Here is a 15,882-nt window from a genome sequence, read left to right as displayed (position 1 = left end):
CGACAAGTGAGTCAACTTATCGCAAAGTTTACTCGCTGTAACCTCCGAGCAAAGATTATGATAATTATTTCTTCATAAATACGAACATGTTATATTTATTTTGGTTAAATTACTGGTGAAAAAAATGACTGCCGTGCTGATTAATACAACCAAACAGATGAAACAAAAAAATATCATGTTGGTTGCTAACACAATAAAATCACTGGTATCAGCCACCAAAGGAGATATATCGATAAAAACAGGGTTAAGTCTGGCAACTTGTGGCACAATTTTGAATGAATTATGTGTAAAGGGAGAGGTTATTGAAGAGTCTCTCGATCAGTCGCGCGGTGGTCGGCCTGCAAAGCGCTATAAATATAATGCCAGTTATTTTAGCGTATTAAGCGTTTATGTTGAGGGTGTTGGTAATTCGGGGATGATATCATCTTCTCTGACCTCTGCTGATGGCAAAAAAATCGAAGAGTATAACGAAATTTATCACGATTTTACTGTAGATAAACTGATGATCCACATTCAAAACGTTATAGATAAGCACAGTAATATAAAGGCAATAGGGCTTGGGCTACCCGGTGTTGTGGTCGATGGCAAAGTACTCACCTGTGATATACCCCGTATCGAAGACTTAGCAATAGCAGAGTTGTTAAGTCATAAATTAGGTATTTTTGTTCAGGTCGGTAATGATATGAATTATGCTGCATTTGGTTTTTACCGACATAATTGCCGTAATATAAATGATCCTATTGCTTATATATATATGCCACCAAGACATTGCGCAGGTTGCGGAATTGTTATTTCAGGCGAAATGCTCCGTGGTGCCAGCCAATTTGCAGGAGAAGTTTCAAAACTTCCTTTCTATGATGATTTAGAAAATGAAGCTAGTAATAATGCTCAAATAAACCTCACTCTAGAAAAACTGATTAATATCACATCCTCTCTGATTGCAATAATAAACCCAGCTACCATCGCTATATCGGGGAGCAAAATTAGCCAGCATTGCATTGATGAACTATCTGCTAAATTACTGGAAAAGTTTGATAGTCAACATATTCCACATTTTGTTTATCGTGACTCGATCAAGTCGGATTACCATTATGGGATATTCGAATATACACTTGATGCATATAATAATTTTAGGGTTTTTGATATTTAACTCGCCCGGATACTTATCGATCGGCAATTCTATCACGGGCCGAAATAGCGCAAGTCTACAGCAATCAATCATCCCCCCGTCCTAGTCTCTCACCTCTCACTATAAACCTCTTATGACAAGAATGTCCTTGACACCTCAAGCTGCGCCATTATATTTTATCACTTAATTTAAGTCTTTTATAAAGTGTTTTAGATTGAAAACAACCGCGATTAATCAGATGAAGGTAATCCTTTAATGTCTAGCTATGCCATCGATTTCCCTCTGGATACCCGTGCTAAACGGACATCCACCCGTGCGGTTTTTTTCATCGCTGGATTTGCTATGGGATTGTGGGCTTCACTCGTCCCCTACGCACAACATCGGCTCCAGTTCGAGGCTGGCTCATTAGGATTACTTTTGCTTTGTTTGGGCACAGGCTCACTGCTCGCCATGCTGTTCTCGGGGAGACTGATTGGCTACTTTGGGTGTAGGAAAATCATGCTATTCGGTATTGTACTTACCTGTATTTTCCTACCCACCTTGGCCATAATTGATCAATTTTCCTTGATGGCATTCTGCTTGTTCTTTTTTGGCGCAGGGATTGGCTTGGTTGATGTTGCCGTTAATGTGCAGGGTTCTCTGGTTGAGCAATCATCAGATAAGCCACTGATGTCTGGCTTTCATTGCCTATTCAGCATTGGTTCCATTGCCGGTGCAGGCGGAGGCGCAATACTCTTTGCTTTAGGATTAATGCCTCTTACTGTGACATTCATTGCCATCGTCCTGATAGCAATAATTACATCAGCCGTATTCAATGAGTTAATCCCCTTTGGTGATAATAAAGAACCTAATGAGCTTGTAATAACCAAACCGCGACCAAATTTTCGCCTCATCCTCATGGCACTGATGTGCATGATTTGTTTTATGGCTGAAGGAGCAGTGTTGGATTGGAGTGGTGTCTTTCTTACGAACGATCGTGGCCTTGATATAACACATGCGGGTTGGGGATTTGCTGTTTTCGGTGGAACCATGTCTGTCATGCGCTTTACTGGCGATAAAGTTGTTAGCATTCTGGGGCGTAAACATGTGCTGATCTTGAGTAGTCTATTTGCCATGGTCGGTTATGCCGTAGCGGTCATTATACCGGACTGGAAATTCACATTACTTGGGTTTGCTTTGGTCGGAATAGGGGCTGCGAATATTGTTCCAGTGTTGATAACATTGGCCGGTCAAGAAAAAGTCATGCCAGTGAATATGTCAGTTGCCATGGTGGCAACGCTAGGTTATTTCGGTGTTCTGGGTGGCCCTGCGCTAATCGGTTTCATTGCACACTTAACAGACCTCTACACTGCATTCTCTATCGTCGCGCTAACCTTCATTGTCATCGCAGCAGGTGCTTTTAAGCTGAACTATTCCTGCGACTAGTTTCTATCCTACCGCTAGAGATAAGCAGATGACTGAGTGTTAACGTTCTCTGAAAATAAAGTTTGTGACTGAGTATGGTAATTTTACCAGCTAGCAGAATTATGCTAGCTTTTTTTTAAATGAAGAGTACTAAGATATCCTCTATCAAACCAGTGTCTTTGATATGTTAAAGAAGGAAATAACATGAGTATTAAAATTATTGCTGTTGATATGGATGGAACCTTTCTCAATGATCAAATGAATTTTGATAGGAAACGCTTTAGTTCGCAGTACTCCCAATTAAAAAACAATGGGATAAAGTTTGTTGTTGCTAGCGGAAATCAATATTATCAGCTAATTACCTACTTTCCGGAAATTGCTCATGAAATAGCATTTGTCGCTGAAAATGGCGCCTACGTCAGCAATGAGAACAGTGAAATTTTTTGCGGAAAAATTTCAGATGAAGATTGTACTAAAGTCATAAAAACATTATTACCGATCCCCTATATCGACATCATCGTTTGCGGCAAAAACAGCGCTTACATGTTGAAATCTTCAAGCAATGACTTCTTTACTACTATGAGTCAATATTACTATCGACTTAAAATCATCGATAACTTTAGTCAAGTTGATGAGCCAGCATTCAAATTCGCAATAAGTTTACCCAATGATAAGTTGGCCGACTTTATGTTGTTCATTGAAAATGAATTAGCAGGGATTGTCACCCCAGTGTCCAGTGGTCACGGTTCTGTCGATCTGATAGTGCCTGGTGTACACAAAGCCAATGGTATTAAATTACTGCAAAACATATGGGGTGTAAAAGATGAGGAAGTTGTCACCTTCGGTGATGGAGGTAATGATATTGAAATGTTGCAGTATGCCGGTTTTGGTTTCGCAATGGCCAACGCACCTGAAAATATTAAAAAAATAGCAAAATATCAGACAGAATCAAATAATGACTCCGGTGTACTCAATGTGATCGATAAAATTCTAAAGAAAGAGCCACCTTTCGCGTAAAAATAAATCAAAGGCTAAAGTTGCCCTTTCATGTTAGTTAACATAAAAAATGGAAGGGTCTATTAATTAATCTAATCACACCCTGAGCAGTCATCGTTTGAGAGTCAAGATACTCAAATTGAACACGTAACAAGAAACAGAATTGAATCCGCTATTATGCATCTGCAGTCATTATGTGAACAGAATGAAATCGGCCGCGGCAAAATACACTAGAAGGATTTATGAGTTGCCCAGGCCGACGATAATTATACCAATCTAGCGCCCTTTTTTCTTACGTCCAGGCTGAGCAAAGCGTTTACGAGAAGCGGAATTACCATCCGGTTTCTCAGCCTTTTTTGGCCCATTACTATTTGTTTTTTTATGTGTAACAGACTTAGTTTGTACTTTTTTAGCTGTTTTTCCTTCGGATGAGGAGTTCTCAATTAATTTAAATAAACCAATGAGTTCATCATCATTCAAATCTCTCCACTCACCCAGTGGTAGCCCTTTCAGGTTGATATTCATGATGCGAGTACGTTCAAGCTTAGTGACTTCATACCCAAAATACTGACACATGCGGCGAATCTGGCGATTAAGCCCTTGTACCAGAGTGATGTTAAATACAAAGGTTGATACTTTCTTCACTTTGCATTTTTTTGTCACTGTTCCAAGCATTGGTACTCCGGCCCCTAAACCGAGAATAAACTCCTCAGTCACCGGTTTGTTGACAGTCACTACATACTCTTTCTCGTGATCGTTTCCTGCACGCAAGACCTTGTTAACCAAATCGCCCTGGTTAGTCAGGAAAATCAACCCTTGAGAGTCTTTATCCAGACGCCCGATAGGGAAGATTCGTTTACTGTGGTTGACGAAATCAACAATATTATTGTGTTCACTATCTTCTGTGGTACTTATGATACCAACCGGTTTATTCAGAACAATCAATACCAAGTCATCTTCATCACGCGCGTCGATAAGCTGACCGTTAACTTTCACCACATCCCCAGCATATACTTGATCGCCAATTACAGCCCGCTTACCGTTAATGAACACATTTCCCTGTTCAATATAACGATCGGCATCACGACGAGAACAGATGCCGCTCTCACTAATGTATTTGTTAAGGCGAATGGATGAGTTACTCAAATTGATTCTTCCGTAAATATTGGACTATACCACGTTAGGTTATGAAACCTGAATTGCTGTTTAACAGAGTGTTAGCGAAGTAACACTGATATCTCGAAGAACCTTTTCTACTTACTATTCCACTACTGCGCGATTCGCTAATATCACCGGTTTTAACTCTTTGACCAAATTAATCATCTTTCCCTGTCACGGTCGGTTTCACCATATTGCATTGAATATGTGGCTAGTTTGCTCTCTCCTGCTTTATTGAATTCACTTGGGAGTGGTGGCCAGATATGTAAAAACCGCCCGTAGACGGTTTGGCAATGATACTGAGCATATTAAACTAGACTCCCAACATAGGGATTCTTCATGCTCATCTAATTATTAGTGCATCCACCATTAGCTTGGCACTGTGCATACTCAGGAGTGCCTACATCTGGCCCAGTAGCAGGATCATTGCAATAAGGCCACCATTTGCTGGAAGGATTACATTCTTCAGCCATCGCGCCCGCAGATACGGACATAACGCCAACTAACAGTAAACCTTTTAACATATCTTTCATCGTAACTTCCTCCATGATTAGCCGCCATACCTAAAATGACGGACGATTCGGCTATTACTTTCAGTGCCCGTAATAGCCGCTTTAATCATTGATTCAGCATGCTTACTAATCAATCAAATAAGTTAATTTGTTTAACCATTGTTGATAATAATTCTCATTTTTATTAATTAGGCATTACATTACGCTAGTTCTTATATACCAGCGCCATTGGTTGAAACCGTCACTGGAAAGTGATTTAACCACAGCGATATTTTGCGGGCACTTGTTATCATGATGCAGAACAGCATCTATAATCATCAGTGCTTATTATTCGGGCCGGAAACAAGCGCTGTATTCATTCTCGGTCACAATGTCTGATAATCAGTAGATTATTACCACACCTAAATGTGCAACCAGCCATTAATCAACGTACAACTCTGTCCACCAATCCATGGTTCATCGTGAATAAAACGAACGCTAACCCGACCTTCTCGCTGTAGTTGGGTACCTTGTCGAACCTGATACCCCTGTGCCTTCAAGCCACCGTCTGGGAATTTATTGACCTTCAATAAACGGGCCAAGCACGCATTAGCACTGCCCGTCACGGGATCCTCAACCAACTTATCCCATTCAACCAGAAACGCTCGCATTTCATAATCTGCTGGATCACCAGATGAATAGGCGCCATAAAGCGCCACGCCATCAACATCACAAGCAATTTGTAGCTTTTTAATCATGGTTTGATCCGGCGTCACAGCCAGGCAAGATTGAGCATTTGGCATACGCACCATAAGCCAGCGAATGCCCATATCAGCAACCATCAGCATCGTATCTGTTTCAATCACCGCAGGCTGAAAAGCGGCCATTAGCAGTTCCCTTCCCTCAACAGCCACCGTTCGAAACGTTACCGCAGGTGCCGCGAATGCCAGTGTTCCTTCAGGTAAGATATTGACCGCAATCACACCAATCCCGCATTCTTGCATAACAACCCCCGGCTGTTTGGTAACCAACCCAGCCTCCAATAATGCGTGGGCCGTACCTAGTGTCGGATGTCCAGCAAAGGGCAACTCTTTTTCGGGGGTAAAAATGCGCACCTGATAATCTGCAACCGGATTAGTGGGTTTAAAAACAAACGTCGTTTCCGAAAGGTTGGTCCAGCGAGCTAATGAAAGCATCTGAATTTCATTCAATCCCTCAGCCTCTAGGATCACCGCCAAGGGATTCCCCTGCAATGGCGAGGTGGTAAATACATCCACCTGTTTGTAGGCTCGTGGTATCACACCATCTCTTTTAAGCATTTACCATAATCCTCTATATACAAGGCTTGATGGTATCTCTATTAAATAATTTTATCACACAGAAAGATCTGGTCTGGCTGACAAGTTATAGCATTCCATCAAAGCAATGTGAGATTTTACGTAAAGCTAGAATATTCTTCATCACAGTTGAGATGGGCGCTATCAAACTACGTGGGGGCACTTCTTGACCCCCTTTAGTTTACGCAACCAACCAGTTTATCCAGAAAAAGAAGAACTAGCTAAAGTGTATCTTGGCGTAAATGGCATTTATGTATTACATCAGTCCACTGGACATCGTTACAAAATAGACGAATTCAATAGCCGATGGCTAAAGGCAATAAAACTGGCCGCAAATACATTTCCTGAATTGGATTTTAATTTCACGTTCTATGGCCTAAAGGCCAAGGGAATTTCCGACTTGGAAGGATCATTGGGGGAGAAGCTGGCTTATTTCGGACATGCAAATATTACGTAGACAGCGGGGTATGATAGAAAAGTAAATGTTGTTCCCGTAGTGGGTGGGCAGAATGTGGCGAAATGATATGGTGAAGCAATGGTGAAATGTGATTTCAGAAACAAAAAAACCGCCTCACGGCGGTTAACGACATACTCATACTACTTTGTTTTACTTAGATTTGTTTCCATGGTGCCCGAGGCGGGACTTGAACCCGCACAGCCATAAGCCGAGGGATTTTAAAAATTTGATGCTACCTTTTAAAATCAATAAGTTAAGTTGATTCAATAAGTTATAAATGCGTATGTTTAGCTATATTTTCGCAGGGTTTGTTTTTGCTGCCACTAAAATTCACTATTTATCACTCAATAACTAGCTTGTCGTAGGGGTTTAATGCGATGGCCGCATCCAAGTGGTTAGGGGCAAAATGTGCATATCTCATCGTCATTAAAATAGTGCTATGACCAAGAATTTGTTGCAGCACTAAAATGTTTCCGCCGCCCATCATAAAGTGACTGGCAAAGGTATGTCTGAGTACGTGTGTGCGTTGCCCTTTAGGCAACTCAATAGCCGCCCTTTTTAATGCATGTTTAAATGCATCATAGGATGGAGTGAATAAAGCGCCGCGATTTTTTGGTATACGTTTAAATAGTTTTTCAGATATCGGTACGGTTCTGTTCTTTTTGCCCTTAGTATTAATATAAGTCACACGACTAGGTAATATCTGCGACTGTTTCATATCCTGCGCTTCTCCCCACCTAGCACCTGTAGCCAAGCAGAGGCGAACGATAGTTCCCAAACTTTTATTTTCCGACTCATCACAGGAGACTAAAAGCCGCTTGATTTCATCTTGTGACAGAAAGGCCAGCTCTTGATCGCCCTCGCTAAATTGCCGGATACCATCAAGCGGGTTACTTCCCTCCCACTCGCCAAGGCGTTTTAATTCTGAAAATACAGCATGTAGGTATGATTGTTCACGGTTAACAGTGGCTTCTTTTACAATAGTGCGCCCTTTTGCTTGCCATTCGCCATTCAGCCGTCGTTCCCGATAAACAGCAAACATATTTTTATCGACATCTGCCGCTAAGGGTTCCCCTATTCGCTCACAAATAGCCAATAATTTAGTTTTACGGGACTCGCCAGAAGATAGGGTTTTACCGTGCATTTCATACCAGCGCTCAACTAATTCATTAAGCGTTACCGCACTGACACCTAGCTCCGTATCTTGCTTATTCACCATCATACGGCGTTCATATGAAAGCGCTTCGCCTTTAGTCGCAAACTGTTTACGTATCCGCTTACCGTCACGCCCATAAGGGAAACATTGACAAAGCCATTTACCGCTAGATAATCTACTTACAGCCATACATACAAGCTCCATGCTGTAACACTATTGAACGCTAGGGCTAACACACGTGTTTAGAAAATTAACACCAAAATCAGTTATTGTTAAAGCCTTACGCTCAATCTTTAATCTAGGCACATCACCAGAGTCAGAATTATTTAAAAACTTAATCTCAGGTAAATCCTCAATATCGTAGTAATGACTTGAATCAACATATTCTGACATTATAGGAATAGCGCACAGTCCTAACCTACATATATTGTCAATATAGCTCGATGTGTTTTCCGTAACCTCAACTTCAGAGTTAACACCTAAAAGTGAAAAATTCCGTCTATATATCATAATACCACCAGTATCAGTTCTTAATTTCACATCAATTATTGGCAAAATACTATTAACTGAAATGTATCTCAATAACTTGGCTTCATCTGACGTTAATTGTTTAATGATATCAACGAATGAAGGATGTGTATAATTTGCAGTATCTTTATTCATTGAGGAAGCTAATAAATTTGCATAAAGATCACTTAAGCTCTCATCATGACCTATATATTTTAAGGCATCTAAAGCTGGCCCTGCCACATTAGGTTTTGGTGAAATTAAATTTTCAGGTGGTACATCCTTTAATTTTTCTGCTACTTTAATAGAAATAAAGTCTTTGATTTTATCATATCCCCAGACCATGGCACTCACCGGTGCTAATACGATATGTATTGTTTTAGCCACCGTCTGTAGTGCTGTGCCAACCTCCTGAGCTGCTGGTTGCAGAACATCCTGATATACTGGGACAGCTTTAACAATACCAGCCACTGCATCTGCGGCATCCCTAATTTTATTTTCTTCGCTCATGATAGCTCCCAGATATTTTTTGTATTATTTAGTTAGTTCTTGGTGATATATTTAAAAAATTCATTAAGGCCAGCTCCGCCCTGATCATTATAATAAAGCTGCTTATATTCTTTAGATGTCTCATCATGCCCGTATTCATCTGACATAGTGAGTTCAGAAAAATCAGTTATGGGTATAAATTTCTGAATATCGTTTAATGCTTGGACGCGAGTCTTTGTAATAGTCACTTTATCTGCACTCAGATAATCATCTTTACTATAAATTTTAGGTATGGCAGTTACAGTGACTTTATCTACATCTGTATGGATAAAACTACGATATATACCATATATCGCCGCTCTTTCTGTTTGTTCAGAAATCACTTTTTTTAGATCATTCGGAAATACTTCTGGAGATAATTGGATATGAAGAGGTTTTTTTGAAATTACTTTAAAAGTGCCATTGTCAGTAGAAAAATCATTAAACTGTTGAATCATATCTGGAACAGATGAAAATTTTGTAGGGCCGTCTGCATAGACCGCACTGGAAAAAATCAACGTGAATGCAATCAGCAATCTATTTATTAGCTTCATTGTAAACAACCTCCTTATTCGTAAAAATCATGTTTATTTACTAATTATTGTTAGCCAATTTATTCGGCTTTGATTGCGCGAACGCATCGCCAACCGCCTGTATATTTAGCTTTGCCGAGTCATCCATTGCTCGGTAATTCTCTACTAGTTTCAATTCTTCTGTAGAGATAGTGTCTGGAGGGGTTCGTTTTCCAGTCAATATGTACATGACGTCTAAACCATACTGAGCATTCAATAATGCGAGTGTGGCAGCATCAGGCACAGTTTCCCCTCTCTCGTATTTACCCCAAGTTCTAGTTGAAACACCGAAATTTGTCGCCATAGCCTCTTGGCTTTCACCCGTTTTTTCCCTTTCTTCACGCAGTCGCGCGCCAATTAGGAATAATAATTCCTCTTTTTTGTTTGACATAGGAACAATACTTCCTTAAATTGTGTTGTACAGGAACTTAGTGGATCACAATATACCATTATGAAACAAGTCGAACATGATCAGCGCTCGCGATTACCGAAAGGGATCGCCTCAAAAAATCCTACCCCGATGCGTTTGTCTGATGATGAACGCTCAGAATTAGAAGCACTTGCAGCAAAAGAAAGTCGTTCAATTTCCAGTATGGCCCGCCTGGTTTACTTGCGCGGCATCGCGGCTATTCAGGCTGATTGATAAGGGGAAATTATGGGTAATGTCACCATCAACATCACCGTACCCACTGGTTATGTCTCTCTGAAAGAGTATGCAGTAATGACAGGCATTCCTTTTGCTACCTGCCGAGGGATGGTGCGTGATGGCCGGATTATTATTCGTCCGAAAATTAAAGCCGGTGACAAAGTTGAAGTTAATTTGGTCGCTATGTTGAAAGATGCCATAGCCAATAGTTAGGGGAAAATACAATGTACGCCTTAACCATTATTAGCCGCCATTCATCAGCCTATCGTGGCTTTATTATTACTCACCGACCAAGAACAGCGATTAATCCCATTGCTCGCTATGAAGTGCTGTTAGGTGAACAGTCTTTCGGTTTACATGATGCTCAAGCAATCGCAACAGGATTTATCGATCAGTTGCATAGCGAACGTGAGACAGGAGCCGCAGCATGAAATCACCTTGCCTACAAATAGCTAACGCCATACTGCGAACTCATATAACCGATATGGGCCACTTAGCTCACCATACGATAGAGAAAAATGGCGTTCTATCCCTTAAAACAAATCTTCATGCCCGTGAGAAAAAAGCCATCGCCAGTAATACCCTTGCAGGTTTGAGCATGATTACGGCCATTGCCTGGCAATTAGGTGAGAATAATTTAGCCACTTTTCATCAATTGAATATAGCAACGCAGGAATTCCGTGAATCCGGTGTTATTCCTCAGCCATTTAATGATGAGGTACCAACATGCCAGGACAGCTAATTGAATTGACTGGCGGTGCATTGGTTGTATTGGCATTACTGGTCTGGATTGGGGTTTTATCTGTCCGCGCCGTGATCCGCGATCACCGCAACCGTAGCAATATCAAGAAAGAGGTAGAGCGCAAAGCGCGTCAGTAGGTTTAACCCGCATTAATTGTTCTCACGTGAGGTGCGAATGATGGAGCAAGCGAATATAGATACATCACCACTTTCAATGCAGGAATGGAACCAGAAAGTAGGCTTACGGCATTTAGCCCGCATAAAGGAACTGTTTAAAAAAGATCCAGATGAAGAGTTTGAGCGATGTTTGGAGTCATTAAGCAGGGGTAAGACCAAAGGTATTATTTATTATGCCGCTGGGATAAAGAAAGACAGCCACGAAAGAAAATTTCGTGAATTGGAATATCACGAGAGAAACGCAGTACGTAAAGCGGCTTTGGATTTATGGGTTGATTTAAATTCAATTCCAAAAGACTTGTTATAAAGAAATAACGTTTTAGCGGGTTATCAAATATGGCGCATTTACCGCGTCGGGATTCCTATTATCTAAAATTAAGGATTTGAATATGCCGAGTAAGAAAATTAAAAATGCTGATTTACTCAATGATGCCTTGATAAGTGAGCGCAGGAAACAAGCAATACTGACCTCTGAGCTTCTGGAAAGTCTGGCTAATGTCATTATTGCCCGTGGTTTATGTGTTAAAGAATCGGTGGAATTACTGCGCCAAGAGTCCGATAAAATCCAAAATAAAATAAATGAGTAAGCGGCTGATGAAAATAAATCGCTCACCGCTGAAATGGGCCGGTTCAAAGGCCCGTATTATGCCAATCTTACTTCAACATTTGCCAACCGGTAAACGGTTGGTTGAGCCGTTTGCTGGCTCCTGCTCTGTGATGCTAAATACGGATTATGATGAGTATTTGATTACTGATATTAATAGTGATCTGATTAATTTCTATGAAATAGCCAAAAGAGAAACGAGCGAGTTAATCAATGTAGCGTCCTCACTGTTTCTTACGGCTAATTCCCACGAACAATATTATATTTTCCGCAAAATATTTAATGCACAAAATCATGATGATATATCCAGAGCGGCAATATTCCTTTACCTAAATCGTCACTGTTTTAATGGTATTTGTCGCTATAACCAACAAGGGCAATTTAACGTTCCTTATGGTAAATACAAAGCGCCCTATTTCCCCGAAGCTGAGATCCGTTTTTTTGCCGAGAAAGCCAAGAAAGCCACATTCCTGTGTTGCGACTTTTCCGAAGCACTGGAAATGACCGTTGCCGGTGATGTGATTTATTGCGATCCACCTTATATCCCAGTATCCAGCACCGCTGACTTTACCCACTATCACACCGAGGGTTTTAACGCTGATCAGCAATTTCGTTTAGCCCGCCTACTGGCAAGGGCCGGTGAAAATGGTTGTCACGTTGTTGCCTCCAATAGCGATACCCCTATCACCCGCGATCTCTATAGCCGCTACACCCTCCACTCTATTACGGCTCCGCGCTCTATCAGTTGTAAAAGTGATGGCAGAAAAAGCATCGGGGAGATTATTGCGACAATTCCGGCACAATTAAATGACTGAACATTCCCGTGGCCGTATCACGCCCACATCACCGTTACCTTATCCGGGCAACGGTGATGTTTCTATTGAATGGGAACACTCGTGGAATGCCCCGCGTCCGGCGATTGGTGGTTATCAGCCTTTAGCGCCGGTTGCTGTAGTGGCAAAACCTAAATCACACCCGCTGGTTATCCGTTACGTAAAACGTTTGAATGCGTTGGGTTATACCGAACTACGGGAGCCTAACCAAACCTTACTAAAAATGTGGAGAGAACGCGCTGAGCTGGAGCGCGAGATCTATTTACGTGATAAGCAACAATGGGCGAATTCAGCAGAGGGCATAGAAGCTCGTATTGATGAGCAGCCTATTTTTATTAAGTCTCATTTTCAAAATAAAATTAGATGGTTACGTGAAAATCATGGCGATAAACATACCAATGCATTCTTAACCGGAACCGGCAAGAGTGCATTGTTACGTCTGGATGCCGTGCGCCAATACCAAGGCGTTAGCCAAGGTCACGTTTCTGAGCTAATGGCTTATTTTCAGGGCATCTATAGCCATCTTGCCGAGTTGAGCAAACGCCGGGTTAAGTCGCTGGCAAATGATATTGCTGGCCGTATTAATGAAATGTTCTGCACTGAGGTATCCACACCCACAGAAGAAACTCGCACTTTATCTGATGCCGAGTTATTGACCATTTATCGCAATATTGCGCTCGAAGTGTGGTCTTTACGGGTCAGGCCGTCGCACTGGCGCGAGTTGGGGCCGAAGCCCGGCCAGCCAGATAAGCCTGTTGATCGCACAATCTATCACTCTGCTATTGCCCGGCTGATTAATGCGGATTGGTGGGAGCGTAAATTGTGGCGGCTGCGTAATGACTGGCGAGAAAGTCAGTTGCGCGCTGCTGGCTTGATCCATAAGCGTGCCGCACCCTATGTCAGTAAAGAGGCATTGGCCGACTGGATAGAGCAAAAACGCCGCAACCGTGAATTCTTCAAGCAACATGAATTAGTTGATAACGAGGGTAACACCGTTTCTTTAGAAGCGATGGTGGATGCCAGTATCAGCAATCCGACGATACGCCGCCATGAATTAATGGCACGCATGAAAGGGATCGAACTGGTTGCACAGTCGCGTGGTGATGTTGGGGTGTTTTACACCATCACTTGCCCGTCTAAATACCACGCCAACAACCAAAGCGGCCACGCTAACCCGAAGTGGAATCACACCACGCCACCACAGGCGCAAGCTTATCTCACCAAGTTATGGAGCAACATTACCTCCAAATTGGGCAGGGAAAATCTGCGTGTTTACGGTTTCCGTGTCGCTGAGCCGCATCATGACAGTACACCGCACTGGCACTTACTGTTGTTCATGAAACCGCAAGAGTGCCACGCTATCACTGAGATTATGCGCGCCTATGCTGTCAAAACTGATCGCGCCGAATTAGGTAAGCGAACCAGCGCCCGGTTTACCACTAAACGGCTGGATCCGAAGAAAGGTAGCGCCACCGCCTATATCGCTAAATACATCAGTAAAAATATTGATGGTTACGCGCTGGACGGCGAGCTAGACCATGAAACCGGCAAGCCACTGAAAGAAACGGCCCGCTTTGCTATGGCTTGGGCGTCACGTCACCGTATCCGTCAATATCAGCCAATAGGTACACCGCCGGTGACTGTCTGGCGAGAATTGCGCAAGTTGAGCAATCAACTGGTCACTACACTCAAGATTTCCGGCACCTATCAGCGCGGCAAGCCACTACTGATTGATCCGGCAATGGATGCGGTCACCGCCGCCGCCGATGCTGGCTGCTTTGCTACCTACATCATGAAGCAAGGCGGCGTCCTAATTCCGCGCGATGATTACACCGTGCGCATTGCCTACCAGGACAACGAGCAGCCTAACGCCTACGGCGAAACTACCGAAAAGATTTTTGGCGTCTATTCCCCACGCCTAGGGGAAGAGTCCCGAATTTGTACCCGCTTAAAAAGTTGGAAAATTGTTGCCTGCCAAAAGGCGAAACCCGCCGTTGCCGTGGGGGTTGATGTTTTTCAGGACGGCCCCGCCGTCCCTTGGAGTTCTGTCAATAACTCTCCGGTAGAGCAAAAAACACGCGAACCGGGCGAGGCTATAGACAGAACATTAGAAGAAAAAGTAATCGATTTCACCACGATCACTGATGCAGAACGTCGAGCCTTGCTCCGCAGGGTGAAAAAAGAGCCGCCGACAGTCATTAAAACCAACGCATTAACGCCAGCCGAGGGATCCGCACGCAAGGCATCAGCCGAAAAAGCCACCCAGCGGCAAGAAAAAACCGCACAACTGGCACCCGTGGCAACAAAAATTCGTGATTTTGCGGAGTCAATCGGGCTTTCCATCAGCATACAGCAAGCGCAATCACTGGCTTGCGGGGCAACGTTGACTATCGGCGGCCAGAACTGGCGGGCAAGAGAAGACTGTTGTTTGTACCAATGCCAGCCAACCACCGCCCAGCGGGTATTTAGCGTAATGAGCCGAGTGGCGAAATTACGAGAGGGGATAAAGCATGAAAGTCACCAGCATTAATTACACCGATACCATTTGTATATTGTCAGCCGACGAACAGCGAGTGGCTCAAATGCTTGGCGATGTGTGGAATCAATATTTACAGCTTCCGATTGAACATCCTTGTGAGCGTGATGAGTTCTGCCGAGCCATTCACGATTGTCAGAAAATCATATTGGCCCGCCCGGCAATTCGTGGGCTGGCGGAAAAAGGTCAGGGATATAAAAAATGACGACAGCAAGTGACCGTAAACGCGCCCAACGCCAGCGTGATAAAGAATTAGGCATAACTACACTTACCCTGCGTTTAGATGCACAGGAATTGGCTATGGTGCTGGAGGGATGCGAACAGCGCCGCATTGCTCGTCAACCTTATGAGGTGACCGAGTATTTAGCCAGCCTGATCCGCCAGGATAATAAGTTACTGCATAAGCAACTTGCCGAATTGAAGAAAAGTAGCTGTAAACGGTGCGGGGATACGCTGCCAGGTGATAAGGCTGGTTGTTGCTTGCAGGGGGATGCGGAGTGTTGGCAGACGTTGGGGTATAGGCGGTTGATGTTGGATATACTCCACTTATCCAATTGATAAATATAAAAATAGTCTCGATAAAGTTTGCAATTGACGTCGATATGACAGT

General features: G+C 42.9%; 22 protein-coding genes. 15 read left to right on the top strand and 7 right to left on the bottom strand.

The window, feature by feature from the left end; genetic code table 11:
* The first annotated feature begins 124 nt into the window (after positions 1–124).
* The 3 genes from DJ58_RS21105 (at position 125) to DJ58_RS21115 (ending at position 3,550) form a co-directional block, all read left to right on the top strand.
* Complete coding sequence (locus tag DJ58_RS21105; RefSeq protein WP_032910106.1) at positions 125–1,150, top strand: ROK family protein; 1,026 nt, start codon at positions 125–127, stop codon at positions 1,148–1,150.
* 234 nt (positions 1,151–1,384) lie between these two features.
* Entirely contained in the window at positions 1,385–2,554 is a 1,170-nt protein-coding gene (locus DJ58_RS21110; protein WP_032910104.1) for an MFS transporter, read from the top strand.
* A 183-nt stretch (positions 2,555–2,737) separates the two neighbouring features.
* A complete protein-coding gene (locus DJ58_RS21115) occupies positions 2,738–3,550 on the top strand; it encodes a Cof-type HAD-IIB family hydrolase (protein WP_004706429.1) in 813 nt (270 codons plus the stop codon).
* 255 nt (positions 3,551–3,805) lie between these two features.
* Here the strand turns inward: DJ58_RS21115 and rluF are convergent, their stop codons facing one another.
* The 3 genes from rluF to DJ58_RS21130 form a co-directional block, all read right to left on the bottom strand.
* Positions 3,806–4,675: a 23S rRNA pseudouridine(2604) synthase RluF gene (rluF, locus tag DJ58_RS21120; RefSeq protein ID WP_004706428.1), complete on the bottom strand. Its 870-nt coding sequence runs from the start codon at positions 4,673–4,675 to the stop codon at positions 3,806–3,808.
* A 359-nt stretch (positions 4,676–5,034) separates the two neighbouring features.
* Entirely contained in the window at positions 5,035–5,220 is a 186-nt protein-coding gene (locus DJ58_RS21125) for a hypothetical protein (protein WP_004706427.1), read from the bottom strand.
* Positions 5,221–5,600: 380 nt separating this feature from the next.
* Positions 5,601–6,497, bottom strand: a complete 897-nt coding sequence (locus tag DJ58_RS21130; protein ID WP_004706425.1) for a PhzF family phenazine biosynthesis protein — start codon at positions 6,495–6,497, stop codon at positions 5,601–5,603.
* A 184-nt stretch (positions 6,498–6,681) separates the two neighbouring features.
* Between DJ58_RS21130 and DJ58_RS23765 the strand changes: the two genes are divergently transcribed.
* Complete coding sequence (locus DJ58_RS23765; protein WP_050413872.1) at positions 6,682–6,972, top strand: site-specific integrase; 291 nt, start codon at positions 6,682–6,684, stop codon at positions 6,970–6,972.
* A gap of 340 nt (positions 6,973–7,312) precedes the next feature.
* Here DJ58_RS23765 and DJ58_RS21135 read toward each other — a convergent pair whose 3' ends face one another.
* The 4 genes from DJ58_RS21135 to DJ58_RS21150 are packed head-to-tail and all read right to left on the bottom strand — an operon-like array spanning position 7,313 to position 10,126.
* Positions 7,313–8,317, bottom strand: coding sequence for a phage integrase (locus tag DJ58_RS21135; protein WP_004706424.1), 1,005 nt, complete (start codon positions 8,315–8,317; stop codon positions 7,313–7,315).
* Between the two features lie 24 nt (positions 8,318–8,341).
* A complete protein-coding gene (locus tag DJ58_RS21140; protein WP_004706423.1) occupies positions 8,342–9,145 on the bottom strand; it encodes a DUF4393 domain-containing protein in 804 nt (267 codons plus the stop codon).
* A gap of 32 nt (positions 9,146–9,177) precedes the next feature.
* The gene (locus DJ58_RS21145; protein ID WP_032910103.1) at positions 9,178–9,717 is read right to left on the bottom strand and encodes a hypothetical protein; all 540 of its coding nucleotides are present in this window, start codon (positions 9,715–9,717) and stop codon (positions 9,178–9,180) included.
* Positions 9,718–9,757: 40 nt separating this feature from the next.
* On the bottom strand, positions 9,758–10,126 hold the full coding sequence (locus tag DJ58_RS21150) for a helix-turn-helix domain-containing protein (protein ID WP_004706421.1): 369 nt from the start codon (positions 10,124–10,126) through the stop codon (positions 9,758–9,760).
* A 60-nt stretch (positions 10,127–10,186) separates the two neighbouring features.
* Between DJ58_RS21150 and DJ58_RS21155 the strand changes: the two genes are divergently transcribed.
* From DJ58_RS21155 to DJ58_RS21200, 11 genes are all read left to right on the top strand, one after another.
* Entirely contained in the window at positions 10,187–10,378 is a 192-nt protein-coding gene (locus tag DJ58_RS21155; protein ID WP_004706420.1) for a hypothetical protein, read from the top strand.
* Between the two features lie 12 nt (positions 10,379–10,390).
* Positions 10,391–10,594 (top strand): hypothetical protein, encoded by a 204-nt coding sequence (locus DJ58_RS21160; RefSeq protein WP_004706419.1) that lies wholly within the window; start codon positions 10,391–10,393, stop codon positions 10,592–10,594.
* Between the two features lie 11 nt (positions 10,595–10,605).
* Positions 10,606–10,812 (top strand): hypothetical protein, encoded by a 207-nt coding sequence (locus DJ58_RS21165; RefSeq protein WP_004706418.1) that lies wholly within the window; start codon positions 10,606–10,608, stop codon positions 10,810–10,812.
* Positions 10,809–11,123 carry a hypothetical protein gene (locus tag DJ58_RS21170; protein WP_032910101.1) on the top strand — a complete coding sequence of 105 codons (315 nt, stop codon included), beginning with the start codon at positions 10,809–10,811 and terminating at the stop codon, positions 11,121–11,123. Before DJ58_RS21165 ends, DJ58_RS21170 begins: the two co-directional genes overlap by 4 nt.
* Entirely contained in the window at positions 11,108–11,260 is a 153-nt protein-coding gene (locus DJ58_RS23260) for a hypothetical protein (RefSeq protein WP_115155702.1), read from the top strand. Before DJ58_RS21170 ends, DJ58_RS23260 begins: the two co-directional genes overlap by 16 nt.
* Before the next feature lie 37 nt (positions 11,261–11,297).
* Positions 11,298–11,606: a DUF5347 family protein gene (locus tag DJ58_RS21175; protein WP_004706415.1), complete on the top strand. Its 309-nt coding sequence runs from the start codon at positions 11,298–11,300 to the stop codon at positions 11,604–11,606.
* Positions 11,607–11,688: 82 nt separating this feature from the next.
* Positions 11,689–11,886: a DUF2732 family protein gene (locus DJ58_RS21180; RefSeq protein WP_004706414.1), complete on the top strand. Its 198-nt coding sequence runs from the start codon at positions 11,689–11,691 to the stop codon at positions 11,884–11,886.
* Positions 11,887–11,893: 7 nt separating this feature from the next.
* On the top strand, positions 11,894–12,718 hold the full coding sequence (locus tag DJ58_RS21185) for a DNA adenine methylase (protein WP_004706413.1): 825 nt from the start codon (positions 11,894–11,896) through the stop codon (positions 12,716–12,718).
* Positions 12,711–15,266, top strand: coding sequence for a replication endonuclease (locus DJ58_RS21190; protein ID WP_032910099.1), 2,556 nt, complete (start codon positions 12,711–12,713; stop codon positions 15,264–15,266). Before DJ58_RS21185 ends, DJ58_RS21190 begins: the two co-directional genes overlap by 8 nt.
* Complete coding sequence (locus DJ58_RS21195) at positions 15,247–15,477, top strand: hypothetical protein (protein WP_032910097.1); 231 nt, start codon at positions 15,247–15,249, stop codon at positions 15,475–15,477. Before DJ58_RS21190 ends, DJ58_RS21195 begins: the two co-directional genes overlap by 20 nt.
* Positions 15,474–15,830 (top strand): hypothetical protein, encoded by a 357-nt coding sequence (locus tag DJ58_RS21200; RefSeq protein WP_032910096.1) that lies wholly within the window; start codon positions 15,474–15,476, stop codon positions 15,828–15,830. Before DJ58_RS21195 ends, DJ58_RS21200 begins: the two co-directional genes overlap by 4 nt.
* The last annotated feature ends 52 nt before the right edge of the window (positions 15,831–15,882 follow it).

Source organism: Yersinia frederiksenii ATCC 33641 (assembly GCF_000754805.1).
Lineage (GTDB): Bacteria > Pseudomonadota > Gammaproteobacteria > Enterobacterales > Enterobacteriaceae > Yersinia > Yersinia frederiksenii.
The sequence above is the reverse complement of the archived record's forward strand: the minus strand, read 5'-3'. Positions and strand labels throughout refer to the sequence as shown.

Bases quoted from the DNA above. Each gene is read 5' to 3' on its own strand.
- DJ58_RS21135 (WP_004706424.1), bottom strand. From the start codon at position 8,317: ATGGCTGTAAGTAGATTATCTAGCGGTAAATGGCTTTGTCAATGTTTC.
- DJ58_RS21155 (WP_004706420.1), top strand. From the start codon at position 10,187: ATGAAACAAGTCGAACATGATCAGCGCTCGCGATTACCGAAAGGGATC.
- DJ58_RS21190 (WP_032910099.1), top strand. From the start codon at position 12,711: ATGACTGAACATTCCCGTGGCCGTATCACGCCCACATCACCGTTACCT.
- DJ58_RS21165 (WP_004706418.1), top strand. From the start codon at position 10,606: ATGTACGCCTTAACCATTATTAGCCGCCATTCATCAGCCTATCGTGGC.
- DJ58_RS21180 (WP_004706414.1), top strand. From the start codon at position 11,689: ATGCCGAGTAAGAAAATTAAAAATGCTGATTTACTCAATGATGCCTTG.
- DJ58_RS21175 (WP_004706415.1), top strand. From the start codon at position 11,298: ATGATGGAGCAAGCGAATATAGATACATCACCACTTTCAATGCAGGAA.
- DJ58_RS21115 (WP_004706429.1), top strand. From the start codon at position 2,738: ATGAGTATTAAAATTATTGCTGTTGATATGGATGGAACCTTTCTCAAT.
- DJ58_RS21110 (WP_032910104.1), top strand. From the start codon at position 1,385: ATGTCTAGCTATGCCATCGATTTCCCTCTGGATACCCGTGCTAAACGG.
- DJ58_RS21160 (WP_004706419.1), top strand. From the start codon at position 10,391: ATGGGTAATGTCACCATCAACATCACCGTACCCACTGGTTATGTCTCT.
- DJ58_RS21150 (WP_004706421.1), bottom strand. From the start codon at position 10,126: ATGTCAAACAAAAAAGAGGAATTATTATTCCTAATTGGCGCGCGACTG.
- DJ58_RS21170 (WP_032910101.1), top strand. From the start codon at position 10,809: ATGAAATCACCTTGCCTACAAATAGCTAACGCCATACTGCGAACTCAT.
- DJ58_RS21140 (WP_004706423.1), bottom strand. From the start codon at position 9,145: ATGAGCGAAGAAAATAAAATTAGGGATGCCGCAGATGCAGTGGCTGGT.
- DJ58_RS23260 (WP_115155702.1), top strand. From the start codon at position 11,108: ATGCCAGGACAGCTAATTGAATTGACTGGCGGTGCATTGGTTGTATTG.
- DJ58_RS21185 (WP_004706413.1), top strand. From the start codon at position 11,894: ATGAAAATAAATCGCTCACCGCTGAAATGGGCCGGTTCAAAGGCCCGT.
- DJ58_RS21200 (WP_032910096.1), top strand. From the start codon at position 15,474: ATGACGACAGCAAGTGACCGTAAACGCGCCCAACGCCAGCGTGATAAA.
- DJ58_RS21105 (WP_032910106.1), top strand. From the start codon at position 125: ATGACTGCCGTGCTGATTAATACAACCAAACAGATGAAACAAAAAAAT.
- DJ58_RS21145 (WP_032910103.1), bottom strand. From the start codon at position 9,717: ATGAAGCTAATAAATAGATTGCTGATTGCATTCACGTTGATTTTTTCC.
- DJ58_RS21125 (WP_004706427.1), bottom strand. From the start codon at position 5,220: ATGAAAGATATGTTAAAAGGTTTACTGTTAGTTGGCGTTATGTCCGTA.
- DJ58_RS21195 (WP_032910097.1), top strand. From the start codon at position 15,247: ATGAAAGTCACCAGCATTAATTACACCGATACCATTTGTATATTGTCA.
- DJ58_RS21130 (WP_004706425.1), bottom strand. From the start codon at position 6,497: ATGCTTAAAAGAGATGGTGTGATACCACGAGCCTACAAACAGGTGGAT.